The 16,280-nt window shown below is 63.6% G+C and carries 16 protein-coding genes; 13 read left to right on the top strand and 3 right to left on the bottom strand.

Annotated features, from left to right (window positions below; translation table 11 throughout):
• Positions 1-27 precede the first annotated feature (27 nt).
• A complete protein-coding gene (locus KMZ29_RS01235) occupies positions 28-702 on the top strand; it encodes an LON peptidase substrate-binding domain-containing protein (protein ID WP_215622124.1) in 675 nt (224 codons plus the stop codon).
• A 138-nt stretch (positions 703-840) separates the two neighbouring features.
• Here the strand turns inward: KMZ29_RS01235 and KMZ29_RS01230 are convergent, their stop codons facing one another.
• Positions 841-1,200 carry a hypothetical protein gene (locus tag KMZ29_RS01230; protein WP_215622123.1) on the bottom strand — a complete coding sequence of 120 codons (360 nt, stop codon included), beginning with the start codon at positions 1,198-1,200 and terminating at the stop codon, positions 841-843.
• A 97-nt stretch (positions 1,201-1,297) separates the two neighbouring features.
• Here KMZ29_RS01230 and KMZ29_RS01225 point away from each other — a divergent pair, with 97 nt between their 5' ends.
• Positions 1,298-1,834, top strand: coding sequence for a TetR/AcrR family transcriptional regulator (locus KMZ29_RS01225; RefSeq protein ID WP_215624090.1), 537 nt, complete (start codon positions 1,298-1,300; stop codon positions 1,832-1,834).
• A 68-nt stretch (positions 1,835-1,902) separates the two neighbouring features.
• Positions 1,903-2,100: a Trm112 family protein gene (locus KMZ29_RS01220; RefSeq protein ID WP_215622122.1), complete on the top strand. Its 198-nt coding sequence runs from the start codon at positions 1,903-1,905 to the stop codon at positions 2,098-2,100.
• 76 nt (positions 2,101-2,176) lie between these two features.
• Here KMZ29_RS01220 and KMZ29_RS01215 read toward each other — a convergent pair whose 3' ends face one another.
• Positions 2,177-3,397 carry a ubiquinone biosynthesis hydroxylase gene (locus KMZ29_RS01215; protein WP_215622121.1) on the bottom strand — a complete coding sequence of 407 codons (1,221 nt, stop codon included), beginning with the start codon at positions 3,395-3,397 and terminating at the stop codon, positions 2,177-2,179.
• Positions 3,398-3,608: 211 nt separating this feature from the next.
• Between KMZ29_RS01215 and tesB the strand changes: the two genes are divergently transcribed.
• On the top strand, positions 3,609-4,469 hold the full coding sequence (gene tesB, locus KMZ29_RS01210) for an acyl-CoA thioesterase II (protein ID WP_215622120.1): 861 nt from the start codon (positions 3,609-3,611) through the stop codon (positions 4,467-4,469).
• A gap of 4 nt (positions 4,470-4,473) precedes the next feature.
• On the opposite strand, the gene KMZ29_RS01205 is transcribed toward tesB, so the two are convergent.
• Positions 4,474-5,361 carry a DUF4339 domain-containing protein gene (locus KMZ29_RS01205; RefSeq protein ID WP_215622119.1) on the bottom strand — a complete coding sequence of 296 codons (888 nt, stop codon included), beginning with the start codon at positions 5,359-5,361 and terminating at the stop codon, positions 4,474-4,476.
• 233 nt (positions 5,362-5,594) lie between these two features.
• Here KMZ29_RS01205 and KMZ29_RS01200 point away from each other — a divergent pair, with 233 nt between their 5' ends.
• From KMZ29_RS01200 to KMZ29_RS01160, 9 genes are all read left to right on the top strand, one after another.
• Positions 5,595-5,933 (top strand): P-II family nitrogen regulator, encoded by a 339-nt coding sequence (locus KMZ29_RS01200; RefSeq protein WP_215622118.1) that lies wholly within the window; start codon positions 5,595-5,597, stop codon positions 5,931-5,933.
• Positions 5,934-6,003: 70 nt separating this feature from the next.
• Positions 6,004-7,314 (top strand): ammonium transporter, encoded by a 1,311-nt coding sequence (locus KMZ29_RS01195; RefSeq protein ID WP_215622117.1) that lies wholly within the window; start codon positions 6,004-6,006, stop codon positions 7,312-7,314.
• Between the two features lie 307 nt (positions 7,315-7,621).
• Positions 7,622-7,960, top strand: coding sequence for a P-II family nitrogen regulator (locus KMZ29_RS01190; protein WP_008142813.1), 339 nt, complete (start codon positions 7,622-7,624; stop codon positions 7,958-7,960).
• Positions 7,961-7,997: 37 nt separating this feature from the next.
• A complete protein-coding gene (locus KMZ29_RS01185; RefSeq protein ID WP_215622116.1) occupies positions 7,998-9,467 on the top strand; it encodes an ammonium transporter in 1,470 nt (489 codons plus the stop codon).
• Positions 9,468-9,842: 375 nt separating this feature from the next.
• Positions 9,843-12,065: an acetate--CoA ligase family protein gene (locus KMZ29_RS01180; RefSeq protein ID WP_215622115.1), complete on the top strand. Its 2,223-nt coding sequence runs from the start codon at positions 9,843-9,845 to the stop codon at positions 12,063-12,065.
• A 10-nt stretch (positions 12,066-12,075) separates the two neighbouring features.
• Positions 12,076-12,483: a GFA family protein gene (locus tag KMZ29_RS01175; RefSeq protein ID WP_215622114.1), complete on the top strand. Its 408-nt coding sequence runs from the start codon at positions 12,076-12,078 to the stop codon at positions 12,481-12,483.
• Between the two features lie 54 nt (positions 12,484-12,537).
• The gene (locus tag KMZ29_RS01170; RefSeq protein WP_215622113.1) at positions 12,538-13,710 is read left to right on the top strand and encodes a CaiB/BaiF CoA transferase family protein; all 1,173 of its coding nucleotides are present in this window, start codon (positions 12,538-12,540) and stop codon (positions 13,708-13,710) included.
• Positions 13,707-14,636 (top strand): HpcH/HpaI aldolase/citrate lyase family protein, encoded by a 930-nt coding sequence (locus KMZ29_RS01165; protein WP_215622112.1) that lies wholly within the window; start codon positions 13,707-13,709, stop codon positions 14,634-14,636. Before KMZ29_RS01170 ends, KMZ29_RS01165 begins: the two co-directional genes overlap by 4 nt.
• A 429-nt stretch (positions 14,637-15,065) precedes the next feature.
• The gene (locus KMZ29_RS01160) at positions 15,066-16,280 is read left to right on the top strand and encodes an aminotransferase class I/II-fold pyridoxal phosphate-dependent enzyme (protein WP_215622111.1); all 1,215 of its coding nucleotides are present in this window, start codon (positions 15,066-15,068) and stop codon (positions 16,278-16,280) included.

The raw sequence follows: 16,280 nt of genomic DNA, 5'->3' as shown, positions 1-16,280 counted from the left end.
TCTCATGCTTTAGCACCGGGACCGCAAATGCCGATCAATGCCGAATATCGCGGGCCCGGCGACCTTCCCGAGATAATTCCGGTGTTTCCGCTGCCCGGCGCCCTCTTGCTGCCGCGCGGCCAGATGCCGCTCAACATCTTCGAGCCGCGCTATCTGGCGATGGTGGATGACGCGCTGCGCGACGGCCACCGGCTGATCGGAATGATCCAGCCGGACGCATCCCACACCTATAGCGAAGCGAAGCCGGTGCTGTTCCGCGTCGGCTGCGTCGGGCGCATCACCCAGCTCGCCGAATCCGGCGACGGCCGTTACATCCTCGAACTCACCGGCATCGCGCGTTTCAAGGTGATCGAGGAAATGACGGTTCTGACGCCGTACCGGCAATGCAAGGTGGATTATTTCCCCTACATCGACGATTTCACCGCCCGCAAGGGCGAGGAGGCCGTCGACCGCGAGGCCTTGCTCGCGGTGCTGACCGATTTTCTCAAGGCCAACAATCTCAAGGTCGACTGGGAAGGCGTCGAAAGCGCGCCCAACGAGGCGCTGGTCAACGCGCTGGCGATGATGTCGCCCTACGGTCCGCCGGAAAAGCAGGCGATGCTGGAAGCGCCCGATCTCAAGACCCGCGCCGAGATCCTGATCGCGGTCACCGAAATGGACCTCGCCAAGAAGCGCACCAGCGGCGATACCGGGTTGCAGTAGCGCTATAGCGTCGTCATTCCGGGACACGCGTCTTCGCGTGGACCCGGAATCCAGAAGTTATCGGGACGAGATTCCCCGATGTGCAATTGCACATCTGAGGTTCGCGCTTCGCGCGCCCCGGAATGACGGCATAGAAATTCAATACCCCGCCACGGCCAACGCGACCACCGCGCTCAACGCCACCCAGCCGAAATGGCGGCCGCGCTTGGCCCAGGCGTTGGCCAGCGCGCCAAAGCCGAACACCACGGCCATCGTCACCACGATCCAGTGCCGCGCCGGCTCCGACGCCATCCCGGGTGCGGCGATCAGCAACACACCGCCGCCGATCCACGCCACCGTGCCGGCCTGCCAGACCAGCCGGAGCAGGGTCCGCAGCCCCCGGGGCTCGATCGTCGTATTGCCGGCAGCTGCGAATATTCTGGTTTCGCCGAGCACGCCGTGGATCAGCGCCACCGCGATCGCGGCGACGCCGGAACATTGCAACAAGAGGTCGCGCATCGGATCATCCTCCATACATAACTGTATGGAAGATATGCCGGGCGCGCTGGCGCCTGTCAATACACTGGTGTATGGTGAGATGTCGCAGGATGGGGACATGACCGATCAACTTTCGGCAAAAGACTGGCTCGATCAGGGTCTGAAAACGCTGGCGAAGAGCGGCTTCACGGCACTGAAGGCCGAGCCGCTGGCGAAGGCGATGGGGGTTTCGCGCGGCAGCTTCTACTGGCACTTCGCCGATATCGCCGCCTACCACGCCGCTATCCTCAAATATTGGCGCGAGGTCTCCGCCGAGCAAATCATTGCCAGCCTCGATGCTTCGGCCGAGGACGATGACCCTTTGGCCTTGCTGCTCCGCCGGACGTTCAGCAACAAGCCGGCACTGGAGAAGGCGGTCCGCACCTGGGCCGCGATCGACCCCAAGGCCCGCGCGGCCGTGCAGGCCATCGATCGCCGCCGGCTGGATTATGTGGAAAGCCTGCTCAGGAGATCGGGGCTGGCCGACGAAGCCGCCCGCGCCCGTGCCCAAATTCTCTATTGGGCGTTTTTGGGTTTTGCGCTGTCGGATCAGCCGCTGCCGCCGGCAGGACAGTCGGCGGTGCTCGACGAACTGGTCCGGTTCGCCTCGCGATAGCGCGGCGCGGCTACCCGTTTCGGGCCAGTATGCTAAGGGATCGGAAAGACCAAGCCGGAGACCAGTTCATGACATCCTCGTCCGAACGCCTTGAATCCACCGTCGATCCCAAATTGCTGGAGATCCTGGTGTGCCCGCTGACCAAGGGCCCGCTGGAGTTCGACGCGGCGAAGCAGGAGCTGATCTCGCGTTCGGCCAAACTCGCTTACCCGATCCGCGACGGCATCCCGATCATGCTGCCGGAAGAGGCGAGGAAGATCGAGTGAGGAAACAGGCGAATGGGGAGTAGCGAATGGCGAATAGAGAAACCTCTATTCGCTACTCCCCATTCGCTATTCGCGGTTATAACGCCTCGCCCTTCAACAGGCGCGGCACTTCGCCTGACAATCCAGCGGCCTGGCGGATGAACAGGCTCTTCAGCGGCGGCGCGCGGTCGACGAGGCCAAGCCCGATATCGCGCACCGTGCGCAGCAGCGTCGATTCGTTCGAGAACAGGAAATTCAGGGAATTGGTGGCGAGCCCCATCGCCATGGTGTCGAACCGCCGCCAGCGCTGGTAGCGGTCGAGCACGTCGGCTTGTCCGAGATCCATGCCGAGCCGCGCGGCATCGACGACCACTTCAGCCAAGGCTGCTACATCCTTCAGGCCCATGTTGAGACCCTGCCCCGCGATCGGATGAATTAGATGCGCGGCGTCGCCGACCAGTGCCAGCCGCTCGCCGATGAAGGAACGCGCGACGAAATAGCCGAGCGGAAACGCTTTGGGCTTGTCGAGCGCCTTGATCTCGCCGAGATGCAGGCCGAAGCGCTGCTCGAGTTCGGCGTGAAATTCGTCCTCACTCAGCGCGACCAGGCGCGCAGCCTCCGCGCGCTTCTCGGTCCACACCAGCGACGAGCGCTTTCCCGTCAGTGGCAGGATTGCGAACGGTCCTGCGGGCAGGAAATGTTCCTCGGCGCGACCGTGATGATCCCGCTCGTGGCCGACGGTAACGACGATGCCGGACTGGTCGTAGTCCCAGCCATGGGTGGCGATCCCTGCGCGTTCGCGCAGTTTCGATCGCGCGCCGTCGGCGGCCACCAGCAAGCTCGCCTCAATGACGCTCCCGTCGGCCAGCGTCACATCGACGCTATCGGGGCGGGAATCGAAACCCGTCACCGCGGTAGCGCGGAGGTCGATGCCCTCGGCCTCGGCGCGCTTCACCAGCGCATCGATCAGATGGCGATTCTCGACCATGTGCGCGAACGGCTCGCCCGGCTCGACATGGCCGGCGAAGGTCAGGAACACCGGCCGGGTGGCGTCTTCCAGCCTGGAATCGGTGACCACCATGTCGGTTATCGGCTGAGCCCCGTCGGCCACCTCATCCCAGACCCCGATCGCGTCGAACAGCCGGCGGCAGGCGGCGACGATCGCGGTAGCGCGCGGATCGCGGCTGGGTCTTAGCCCCAGCGCCGGATCGGCGACAATGACGGGAATATCGGCGCCGAGACCCTGGCGCAGCGCCAGCGCCAGCGCCAGCCCGGCGAACGCGCCGCCGCCGATGACAATACTTCGCTGTGCCGTCATGCTGAACCTGCTTACTCGCGTCACGAAACTATACTTGCTACCTGATTATAGCTGGGCGAAACAGGGCGGAGAAACAAGGGTACCTGGCCCTCCAGTCGTCATTCCGGGGCGCGCGTGAGCGCAAACCCGGAATCTCGCAACTATCATCTCCGGATTCCGGGTTCGAGGCTTTGCCTCGCCCCGGAATGACGTGGAAACCGAAAGCGCCGCCATGTCCAAAGGCCTGATTGACCTGATTTCCGTCCTCGATCTCGAACCAATCGAGGTGAACATGTTTCGCGGCAACAGCCCGAAGACGAGCTGGCAGCGGGTGTTCGGCGGACAGGTGATCGGCCAGGCGATGGTGGCGGCGTGCCGCACCGTCGAGGGCCGCCTGCCGCATTCGCTGCACTGCTATTTCATTCTGCCGGGCGACCCGCAGATCCCGATCATCTACGAGGTCGAGCGCTTGCGCGACGGCAAGAGCTATTCGACCCGCCGGGTCACCGCGATCCAGCATGGCAACGCGATCTTCTCGATCATGGTCTCGTTCCATGTCGAGGAGGAGGGGGCGTTCGATCACCAGGACAAGATGCCGGACGTGCCGCCGCCGGAAAAACTCACCGCCGAGGAAGTGGCCAAGCAGCCGATGTTCCGCGAGATGCCGGAATTCATCCGCCGCTATTACGAATCCGACCGCCCGATCGAACTGCGCCCGGTCGAGCTCGGCCGCTATTTCGGCCAGAAAATCGACGATGGCCGCATCAATGTCTGGATCCGCACCGCATCGAAACTGTCCGACGATCCGGCGCTGCACATGTGCGCGCTGGCCTATGCCTCGGACTTCTCGCTGCTGGATGCGGCGATGGCGCGCTACGGAAGGACGCTGTTCGACAAGCGCATGATGCCTGCGAGCCTCGATCACGCGATGTGGTTTCACCGCCCGTTCCGCGCCGACGAATGGCTGCTTTACGCGCAGGATTCGCCGAGCGCGCGCGGCGGCCGCGGCCTGACCCGCGGCATGATCTTCAAGCAGGACGGCACGCTGGTGGCTTCCGTCGCGCAGGAAGGCTCGCTGCGCCAGCGCAAGTGAGCGCTCAGCCGTTCACCTGCGTGCCTCTTTCAGCCAAGATGGTCTGCGACGCCAGCCAGCGTGACATCCAAAGATACATCCATGGAATCGGGATGATGAAGAGGCTGGCGATTGCGGCCACGATCGCACGCCACAGAAACTCCAGTCCGGTGCCGACGAATACGACTTCGCGCCGCGTGCCCTGGATATTTCGGCAAACCCACCGCAGCGAGGCTGTGTAAACCCACGCCCAGCCGATGATGGTGATGATGGAGATACCCGCCAGGATAGTCCATCCGAGATAGGCCCAGAAAGAGCCGGAGAAGCTGAGCCCGAGCGGCTGCTCGTTGGAAGCAAGGTTTGCGACCAGCCATCTGACGAAAAGCCAATAGAGAACGATCTGAACCAGGAACATCAGATTGTTGAGCAACTCGCTGCCGATCAGAGCAACGCCGATAAAGAGCACCAAGGCCCCGAAATACCAGGGAACGATCGTCATCGCCGTGCCCACGAAGCTGAGATTGGGGCGTCCCGGCACGTGCACGCACGGTACGAACCAGTTGATGTACCAGACCAGAGCCCAGGGGGCCGGGATAATGAGGATGAGACCGATCAGGAGCACCAGGCTGCGCCAGACGAAGTCCCAAATTCCGAAATCGATGGAAAGCGGCCCGCCGCTATACCCGCCGGCGCCGGTCAGAGGACCGCCCGAACGCGGTATCACCGGCGGCCCTGAGGCGCCGGATACCAGGCCCGGAACGTCTCCCGCCCGCTGCCAATTGGCCATCCCCTCGGTCCAGACCAGCGTGTCCGCCGTGATTGTTCCTCTGGCGATGAACTCGCGGAGCTGGATCTCGGGGTAGGGACCCTGCTGCTGGCCCTCGGATGCGTAAAACCAGGATCGGCCCGCCATATCATCTCCCCCGGGTGGCTACTGCAGCGGCGCGCCAAATGGCCCGAACGCCGGAAAAAGCATTCTGGCGGACGATCCGGTCTCCTGTACAGGGACGCTGGCGTCCGGCCACAAATGTTTTCCCGGGCACTTGCAAGTTTTTTGTGCCAGTTGCACAGAAAGATGCCAGATTTGGGCGACCGCAAATCATCCGGCGGCCGCATCTGCCGAAATTGAGCGAATAAGGCCTGACCATGAAACTCGTCGTCGCGATTATCAAACCGTTCAAGCTGGACGAGGTCCGCCAGGCGCTGACCGCCATCGGCGTCCACGGCATGACGGTGACCGAGGTCAAGGGCTACGGCCGCCAGAAGGGCCACACTGAAATTTACCGCGGCGCCGAATATGTCGTGAACTTCCTGCCCAAGCTGCGCATCGAGATTGCGGTCTCGTCGGAGCTTGCGGACAAGGCGGTCGACGTGATCACGCAGGCCGCTCGCACCGGCCAGATCGGTGACGGCAAGATTTTCGTGACGCCGATCGATCACGCGCTGCGCATCCGCACCGGTGAAACCGACAGCGACGCACTTTGACAATCATTCACTGCGTGCAAACGGCGGTGCTCCAAGACACCGCATATTGATAACAGGCCGGGGAAACATCATGGGGGTTCTGTCACGTCACGCGGCGCGCGCTGCGGCGACTTTTTCGATCGCAACATTGTTCGCATCGCTGGTGACGCCGGCGCTTGCCGAAACATCCGGTATCAACGCCGCCGACACCGCGTGGATGATCGCAGCCACCGCGCTGGTGCTGATGATGACCATCCCGGGCCTGGCGCTGTTCTACTCCGGCATGGTGCGCAAGAAGAACGTGCTGGCGACGATGGCGCAAAGCCTTGCCGCCGTGGCGATCATCTCAGTCCTCTGGGTCGCGTTCGGCTATTCGCTGGCGTTCGTCGGCGATGGTCCCTGGCTCGGAACGCTCGATCGCTGGTTCCTCGCCGGCATGAAGATGGACGACGTCAATCCGGCGGCCAAGACGATCCCGGAAGCGCTGTTCATGCTGTACCAGATGACGTTTGCGATCATTACGGTGGCGCTGGTGGCGGGCGCGGTGGCCGACCGCATGCGGTTTTCCGCCTACCTGTTGTTTTCCGTCGGCTGGTTCATGTTCGTCTATGTGCCGCTGGCGCACTGGGTCTGGGGCGGCGGCTTCCTCGCCACCATGGGCGTACTGGATTTTGCCGGTGGCCTCGTGGTGCATCTCTCCGCCGGCGTCGGCGGATTGGTCGCGGCCAAGGTGATGGGCCGGCGTCATGGCTACGGCACGGAGAATCTCGCTCCGTTCGATCTGTCGCTTGCGGTGATCGGCACCGGAATGCTGTGGGTCGGCTGGTTCGGCTTCAATGGCGGCTCGGCGCTGTCGGCCAGTCCGCGCGCGGTGATGGCGATCACGGCGACGCATCTTGCCGCCTGCGCCGGCGCGCTGACCTGGGGCGCCATCGAATGGTCGACACGGCGCAAACCGTCGGTGCTCGGCATGATCTCCGGCGCGGTGGCGGGATTGGGCACGATCACGCCGGCCTCCGGATTCGTCGCGCCCTGGCACGGCATCGTCATCGGGATCATCGCCGGATTATTCTGTTTCTGGGCCTGCACCAGCCTCAAGCAGCGCTTCAATTACGACGATTCGCTCGATGTGTTCGGGGTCCATGGCGTCGGCGGAATGACCGGTACGTTGCTCGCAGGAGTGTTCGCGACGACGGCAATCGGCGGGACATCCGGCCTGCTCGAGGGCAATCCACAACAATTGCTGATCCAGTTCTACGGCGTGGCGGTCACGCTGCTATGGTCGGGCGCCATTACCTTCGTCCTGCTCAAGTTGGTGGGCGCCTTCGTGCCGCTGCGGGTTTCACTGCAGCAGGAAATGGAAGGCCTGGATATTTCGCAGCATGGCGAGGCGCTTCAATAGGCGTCTTTACCTAATTACCGACCATTTGCCCTCCCGGTGGGCATCATTATGTCGGGAGCCTGTCATGCCCAGTTCTTAATCAGGCATGACTAGCCTTTGGGCGCGGCGGAATAGCGCAGGTCGGACCAATTCCCGCAAAGCGCGAAAAGGTCCGCGTTCATAATCCGTTAGGGAACGCCGCCGATCTGGCACGGCATTTGATTCTATGGGGGCTGGCTGTGCCCGCGTAGTGAACTTCTCCGCGTGGTGAACCTCAGTCGAGAACGCCCGGTCGTGTCTGGACCGGGCCCAAGCGGGGATAGGACCCATGAAAATTGTTATGGCGATCATCAAGCCATTCAAGCTCGAAGAAGTCCGTGACGCCCTGACCGCCATTGGCGTTCACGGTTTAACGGTGACGGAAGTCAAGGGATATGGCCGGCAGAAAGGCCATACGGAAATCTATCGCGGTGCCGAATACGCGGTGAGCTTCCTGCCCAAGATCAAGATCGAGGTCGCTGTCGCCTCGGACCAGGTCGACAAGACCATCGACGCCATCACGTCGGCGGCAAAGACCGGACAGATCGGCGACGGCAAGATCTTCGTCATCAACCTCGACCATGCGGTTCGTATCCGCACGGGAGAGGCCGATGCCGCGGCACTCTGATTTCGCGCTCAACCTTATCCAATCAGGAGTATACCAAATGACGTTCAAACGTCTCTATAGCGCGGGATTGGCGGCCCTCGCAGTCGGCCTGTTCGCCGCGACCGCTGCCTACGCTGAGCCAACCGTCAACAAGGGCGACAATGCCTGGATGCTGACGTCGACAGTGCTGGTGCTGTTGATGACGATCCCGGGCCTCGCGCTGTTCTACGGCGGCCTCGTCCGCTCCAAGAACATGCTCTCGGTGCTGGCGCAGGTGTTCTACACCGTCTGCATCGTCACCATCCTGTGGGCGCTGTATGGCTACAGCCTCGCCTTCACCGGCGGATCCGACTTCATCGGCGGCTTCTCCAAGGCCTTCCTGAAGATCGCGCCGGAAGGCAAGACGATTCTCGACGCCCAGGCGGCGACCTTCACCGCCGACGCCAACATCTCGGAGCTGATCTATATCTGCTTCCAGATGACCTTTGCGGCGATCACGCCCGCCCTCATCGTCGGCGCGTTCGCCGAACGCATGAAGTTCGCAGCGGTCGCGCTGTTCGTCCCGCTCTGGGTCACGCTGATCTATCTGCCGATCGCGCACATGGTTTGGTACTGGGCTGGACCGGACGCGATTTCTGCGGCGCTCAAGGCCGTGGAAACCGCAGCCGACGGCGCTGCCAAGACGGCCGCGCAGGCCGCCTTCGAAACCGCGAAGACCGCCTTCGGGGATGACCAGGGCTGGATCTTCAAGAAGGGCGCAATCGACTTTGCCGGCGGCACCGTGGTGCACATCAATGCCGGTATCGCAGGTCTCGTCGGCGCGATCCTGATCGGCAAACGCACCGGTTACGGCAAGGACCTGATGGCTCCGCACTCGCTGACCATGACCATGATCGGCGCCTCGCTGCTCTGGGTCGGCTGGTTCGGCTTCAACGCCGGGTCCAACCTCGAAGCCTCCGGCGGCGCCGCGCTCGCCATGACCAACTCGTTCGTCGCGACTGCGGCGGCGGCGCTGGCCTGGATGTTCGCGGAATGGATCATCAAGGGCCATCCCTCGTTGCTCGGCGCATTGTCGGGCGCGGTGGCGGGACTGGTGGCGGTCACGCCCGCGGCCGGCTACGCTGGTCCGATGGGAGCGATCGTGCTCGGTCTGGTGGTCGGCGTGGTCTGCCTGTTCTTCTGCACCGTGATCAAGAACGCGCTCGGCTACGACGACGCGCTCGACGTGTTCGGCGTCCACTGCATCGGCGGCATCGTCGGCGCACTCGGCACCGGCATCCTGGTGAATCCGGCTCTCGGCGGCACCGGCGTCATGGACTACACGATCGGCAAGATCGCGGAGTACGATCTGGTCGCCCAGATGACCTCGCAGCTCTGGGGCGTCTGCACCACACTGGTGTGGTCGGGCATCGGTTCGGCGGTCCTCTTCAAGATCGTCGATGTGATCGTCGGCCTACGCGCCACCGTCGAGGTGGAGCGCGAAGGTCTCGACATCACCGAGCACACGGAACGCGCCTACAACATGTAAGGTCTCCCGGGCGCGCGATCTCGCGAGGTCGCGCCCAGAACTACGGTTTGGGCACATACCCGGCAATGCCCCGACCGTTGAGGGGCTCCAGCGCAAGCTGGAGCCCCTTTCTTTTTGTCGAAAGCGCTTTGGCAGCGAAGCTGGCCCGCGCTCGATGCGGGGCGATCGCCGGTTCCGTCGAGGAAATCGCGCCAAAGCCGAGAACCAAGGGTTCCGGCAAATATGCGAGCCGGGCACCCGGCGAGCGCGTGTTGACGCGGGAGGAAATGAACTGTTTGTTTCCGTCTCCGTTCAAAGGCAGATCAACTGCCGGCGCAGCGGGCAGAATTCCGTCCCGCGCAAAAACAACAATGCATCAAAGGGTGAGAAACGCTTATGGAAGCCCACGCCAGCAATGCGTCCGGCTCGGCCGGCAAATGGTCACCCGCCGCTAGCGCCAGCGACATCGTGAAAAGCATTCATGCGATGCTGCACCCGCGCAACATCGTCCTGGTCGGCGCCACCGACAAGCCGGGCAACTATGCCGAGCGGATCTGGAACAACCTGATCAAGTACAAGTTCGCGGGCGGGCTATATCCAATCAATTCGAAGCGCGAAACGATCTGGGGCGTGCCCTGCTACAAGGATTTCGCCAGCCTGCCGGACAAACCGGACCATGTACTGGTGCTGGTGCCGGCGCGTTTTGCGGTGCAGGTGATCCGCGACGCCGCCGCCGCGGGTGCGCGCTCGGCCACCATCGTCACATCGGGCTTCAGCGAATTGCAGGACGAGGAAAGCCAGCGGCTGGCGGTCGAACTGAAGCAGGCCGTCAAGGAGACCGGCCTCGCCGTCACCGGCCCGAACTGCCTCGGCAACCTCAGCGCGGGCGAGAACCTGTTCACCAACATCGACGACCGCATCGTCACGATGGAGGCCGGCCCGGTGGCGATCGCCGGCCAATCCGGCGCGATCGTGATGGCGATCCGCCAGGCGCTGGAGGACCGCGGCGTCGGGGTCGGCTACATGGTCACCACCGGCAACGAAACCGGCCTCGAGACGCCCGATCTCATGAGCTATTTCGCCGCCGATCCGTCGATCCGCGTGATCGTGGTCTATCTCGAGGGCGTGCGTAACACCAAGGTGTTTCGCGAAGCCTGCAAGGCCGCGCGCGCCGCGGGCAAACCCGTCATTGCCCTGAAGCTCGGCGCCTCCGAAGGCGGACGCGCCGCCGCGATGGCCCACACCGGCGCACTCGCCGGCTCGATCGAGACGTTCGACGCCATCTCGACCCGGGAAGGCGTGATTCGCGTCCGCGGCCTCGACGAACTGATCGAAACCACCGAATGCTTCGTTCACGCCGAACCGCCGAAGAGCAATCGGCTCGCCGCCGTGTCGCTGTCCGGCGGCAAGCGCGGTCTTCTGATCGATGCGTTCCATTCGGCAGGCTTGAACTTCGCCCCCTTGAGCCCTACCGCCACCGAAAAACTGGCGAAGATGCTCGGCCCCGGCAGCATCGTCGGCAATCCGCTCGATGCCGGCTTTGCCGCGGTGGTGGATCCCTCGGTCTATATGGCGTCGATCAAGGTCATGATCGACGACCCCGACACCGACATCGTGATCATCGACGCCGAATTGCCCAAGGCGCCGCACGAATTGCGCGAACGCAATCTGCGCATCGTCAACGAAATGGCCGGCGCCGCCGCAAAGCCCGTGGTCTACATCAGCACGATGTCGATCGGCTTTACCGAATTCACCAAGGGCCTGCGAAAATCGCTGCCGAATATCGCGGTCATGCAGGGTCTCGACCGCGCGGTCGGCGCGATCAAGGCCTTGATCGACTATGCCGGCTTGCGCAAGGTCGTGCCCGATATCGTGTCGAGTTCGAAACCTTCGGCGCGCGCGGTGCTGGAGAAGACGCTGAAGAGCGCCAATGGCGCTGCGGCGCTCGACGAGGTGGCGTCGAAGAAGCTCCTGAAAGCCTACGGCATTCCGGTCTCCAGGGAAGAGATCGCGCAGACTGCGGCGGAAGCCGTCAAGATCGCAAAAGAGATCGGTTTTCCCGTCGTGGCAAAGGTGGTGAGCGCCGACATCCTGCACAAATCCGACATTGGCGGCGTGGTGCTGAACCTCAACAGCGCGGCCGAGGTGAAGAAGGCGTTCAACGACATCACGGCGCGGGTGAAGAAACTAAAAAGCAAGCCGAAGCTCGAAGGCATCCTGATAGCGCAGCAGGTCAAGGCCGACCTCGAACTCGTGATCGGGGCCTCGCTCGACGCCGAAATGGGGCCGGTGGTGCTGTTCGGCACCGGCGGCGTCGATATCGAGCTGACGAAGGATGTCGCACTGGCCGGCGCGCCGCTGGATGCGGCCGAGGCAAGACAATTGATCAACCGGACCAAGGCCGGCGTGAAGATCGGGGGTTATCGCGGCAAACCCGCATTGCACGAGGCCTCGGCGGTGAAAGCCCTCGTCGGTCTCTCCAACCTGATGGCGGACGCCGGCAACCGCATCGCTTCGATCGACGTCAATCCGTTCCTGATCAACGGCAAACTCGGCGTCGCCGTGGACGGCCTGATCGTGCTCAACAATGCCGCGGCCAGCGCCGCCGCCAAACACTAGGGGGAATGCCATGAAGCTCGAGGGCGGATGCTATTGCGGCGCACTGCGTTATGCGGCCGAGGGCGAACCGATGATGAAGGCGCAGTGCCACTGCCGGGAATGCCAGTATATCACCGGCGGCTCGCCCAACACCTTCATCATGATGCCGATCGACGGCTTCAAATACACCAAGGGCACGCCCAGGCAATTTACCCGCAGCGACCTCGAACGCCCCGTGACGCGCGAATTCTGCGCCGAATGCGGCACCCATGTCGTGACACGGCCGCGGGGGTTGCCCGGCGTGGTTCTCAAGGTCGGCACGCTCGACGATCCCGGCCTGTTTGGTACGCCGCAGATGGCGATCTACACCATCGACAAGCAGGCCTTCCACCAGATCCCCGAGGGGGTGCCGAGCTTCGAGCGGCTGCCGAAACGATAGCGCGTATTTCGCGCGATCCGTCGGCCACTGCGCCTAGCGCGCCGGAGATCATCCATGAACCGAAAACCGCCACAGCTGCCCTTGTCCGGCATCACCGTCGTCTCGCTCGAACAGGCCATCGCGGCGCCGCTCGCCAGCCGCCATCTGGCCGACTGGGGCGCGCGGGTGATCAAGATCGAACGGCCGGGCAAGGGCGATTTCTGCCGCGACTACGATTACGTGATGAACGGGATGTCGAGCCAGTTCGCCTGGACCAACCGGTCGAAAGAGAGCCTGGCGCTCGACGTCAAGAGCAGCGAAGGCAAGCGCGTGCTCGATGCCCTGCTGCCGCAGGCGGACGTATTCCTGCAAAATCTGGCGCCGGGCGCGGCCAAACGCCTCGGCCTCGATGCCGCGGCGCTGGTGGAGCGTTTTCCCCGCCTGATCGCCTGCGACATCTCCGGATATGGCAGCGGCGGCCCCTACGGCGAGAAGAAAGCCTACGATCTCCTGGTCCAGTGCGAAGCGGGGTTTCTGTCGATCAACGGCACCGAGGAACAGCCGGCCAAATGCGGCATCGCCGTCGTCGACACCGCGACCGGCATGTACATCGTCAACGGCGTGCTGATGGCGCTGTTCAATCGCGAGCGCACCGGCAAGGGCATGGCATTCGAGGTCTCACTGTTCGATTCCATGACCGAATGGATGAGCTATCCCGCCTATTACACCGAAGGCGCCGGCAAGCCGCTGGTGCGCACCGGCACCCGTCACGCCACCATCGCGCCCTACGGCCCGTTTCGCTGCGGCGACGGCCATGTGGTGTTCTTCGGCATTCAGAACGCGCGCGAATGGACGGCGCTGTGCGCGCAGGTGCTGGAGGACGCGGCGCTCGCCGGCGACCCGCGCTTTTGCGACAATCCGCAGCGCATGCAGAATCGTGATGTGCTGGAGGCGCTGATCGAGCAGCATTTCGCGAAATTTTCGGCAGAGCAGGTGATCCAGCGGCTCGACGCCGCCGCCATTGCCAACGCCAACATGAATACGGTCGAAAGCTTCCTGCACCATCCGCAGCTTCATGCCCGCGACCGCGTCCACAGGGTGGGCTCGCCGAACGGACCGCTGATGAGCTTTCTGCCCGCGATCACCATTCCCGGCGTCGAACCCGTGATGGGCGATATTCCCGCGGTCGGCGAGCATACCGACGCCATCCTCACCGAACTCGGACTATTGGAAAATTCCCGGACATGACCGCGCCGCGACTGACCCGAACCTTTCTCGCCGTTCCGGCCCATCGCGCGCGGCTGGTGCAGAACGCCGCCGCATCGGCCGCCGACGCCGTGTTCATGGATCTCGAGGACGCGGTGCCGCCGGCCGAAAAGGCCGCAGCCCTGGAGGCGGCCGCAAACGCATTGACCGCTCACGATTGGGGCCAAAAGACCGTAACCGTGAGGCTGAATGCGATCGACAGCCCGTCGATTCAGGAGGAGATCGCGCGCCTCGGCGGGCTGGAGCGGCTCGACGCCTTCATCGTTCCGAAGGCGGAGTCGGTCGCCGACGTGGCGAAGATCGCCCGCTGGATCACGGAGGCCGCGGGAACACGCGCGGCGCCTGCCATGATGGAATTGCTGATCGAGACCGCACGCGGCCTCGTCAATGTCGAAATGCTGGCGGCGGCGGATCCGCTGGTGACCGCGTTGCATCTTGGCGTCGGCGACTTCGCAGCCTCGATCGGGGCGCGCAGCGCGGAGATCGGCGCATCGCCGTCGGGATACCGCCATGTCGGAAGTGCTGCGGACGGCCATCCCACAGTCCCGCTCGATTTGTTCGCCTATCCGATGATGCGCCTGCTGGTCGCTGCGCGGGCATTCGGACTGCGCGCGATCGACGGTCCCTGTGGCGCGTTCCGCGATCCCGTCGCTACCGCATCGACGGCGGCCAAGGCAGCCGCGATGGGGTATGACGGCAAGCAGGTCATCCATCCGAGCCAGATCGAGCCGACCCGCGATGCCTTCATCCCCTCAGAGGAGGAACTCGCCTACGCCGAGCGCGCCATCGCGGCGCTGGAGGAGGCGGAGCGGAACGGGCAGGGCGCGGTCACGGTCGACGGCAAGATGGTCGACTATGCCAATATCCGGATGATCCGGCGCCTGATGAGTTTTAGAGGGCAGGATTGAGGTGACAGCCCAGTACCTAAGCAGTTGAAAATGATTCACTTTCCGTCATGGCCGGGCTTCGTCCCGGCCATCCACGTCTTACTTGCCTAGATGCAGCTAAGACGTGGATGCCCGGCACAAGGCCGGGCATGACGACCTTTGCTTGAGAGGCAGCAACGATCTGGTGCCCCGGACGCGGCGCGGCCCCTACCGCAGGGCCTCTACAAAAACGCGAAAACAACCCCATGCAAAGTAGAATGCCTCGACTCGCAGCAATCATGCTGCCTCCGGAATATTGTGCCTCATTAACAGGGGCTATCATCGGCAAAATGCTCGCTGGCGCCGATGGTTAATCGCGTCTTAACCTCGCCGTATCTATGGTGGTTTGATCCGTTTCCGGCCGGTCCTTAAGATGCGGCCGGCTGTCCCGAGAGTGCTGGCGCTTCATCCATGGCAATGACCGCTTCATCCCGCGCGCCGCAGGGCGCCGGCAGTCAGGAAAGCGAACGCTCGCCATTTGCGCGGCTGACCGAGCTATTGGCCCCCTATCAGCCAGCTAAGCCATTGATAACCCTATCATTAGGGGAGCCGCAGCACCCGGTCCCGGCCTTTGTCGGTCCTGTCATCGCAAAACACATCGCCGATTTCGGCCGCTACCCCACCGCCAAGGGCATCGAGCCGTTCCGCCGGGCGGCGGCGGCCTGGCTTTCCACCCGGTTCAAGCTGCCGCGGGCGATCGATCCCGAGACCGAGCTTCTGGTGCTGAACGGCAGCCGCGAGGGCCTGTTTTTCGCAGCGCTCACCGCGGCGCGCTATGTCGGCGAGCGCAAGGGCAGGCCCGCGATCCTGATCCCCAATCCGTTTTATCCCGCTTACGCCGCCGGCGCGCGCGCCGCGGGGTGCGAGGCGATCTATCTGCCGACCACGCTCGCCAACGGATTCCTGCCCGATCTCGACGCGCTCGATGACGCCACGCTGGCGCGAACCGTTGCGATCTACATCGCCTCGCCGGCCAATCCGCAAGGCGCGGTGGCGACACCGGGCTACTTCGGCCGCCTCAAGCAACTTGCCGACCGCTTCGGCTTCATGATCCTGAGCGACGAGTGCTATTCGGAAATCTACACCAAAAAAGCGCCCGGCAGCATGCTGGAATGCGCCGGGCCCGATTTCACCAATGCCGTGGCGTTTCAGTCGCTGTCGAAGCGCTCCAACCTGCCGGGCATGCGGGTCGGCTTTGCCGCCGGCGACAGGAAGTTTCTCGGCATGTTCCACGAACTGCGCAATGTCGCGGCCCCGCAAGTGCCGGTGCCGCTGCAGCATGTCGCGGTCGCCGCCTATAGCGACGAAGCGCATGTCGAGGAGAATCGCAGGCTCTACCGGATCAAGTTCGATCTGGCCGACCAGATTCTCGGCAATCGCTACGGCTATGTCAGACCCGCGGGCGGCTTCTGCGTCTGGCTCGACGTGTCGGAGCGCGGCGGCGATGAAGCTACGGCGGTAAAGCTCTACAAGGACGCCGGCGTGCGCGTGGTGCCCGGCAGCTACCTGGCGCGCCAGCAGGCTGACGGCAGCAATCCCGGCGCTGGCTACATCCGCCTGGCACTGGTGGCGGACAGTGAAACAACAGCCGAGGCGTTGCACCGGCTGGTCGAAATTCTGGATTAG

The organism is Bradyrhizobium sediminis (assembly GCF_018736085.1).
GTDB classification, from domain to species: Bacteria; Pseudomonadota; Alphaproteobacteria; order Rhizobiales; family Xanthobacteraceae; genus Bradyrhizobium; species Bradyrhizobium sediminis.
Note: the sequence above shows the minus strand (reverse complement) of the source record. Positions and strands in the feature narration are given on the sequence as shown.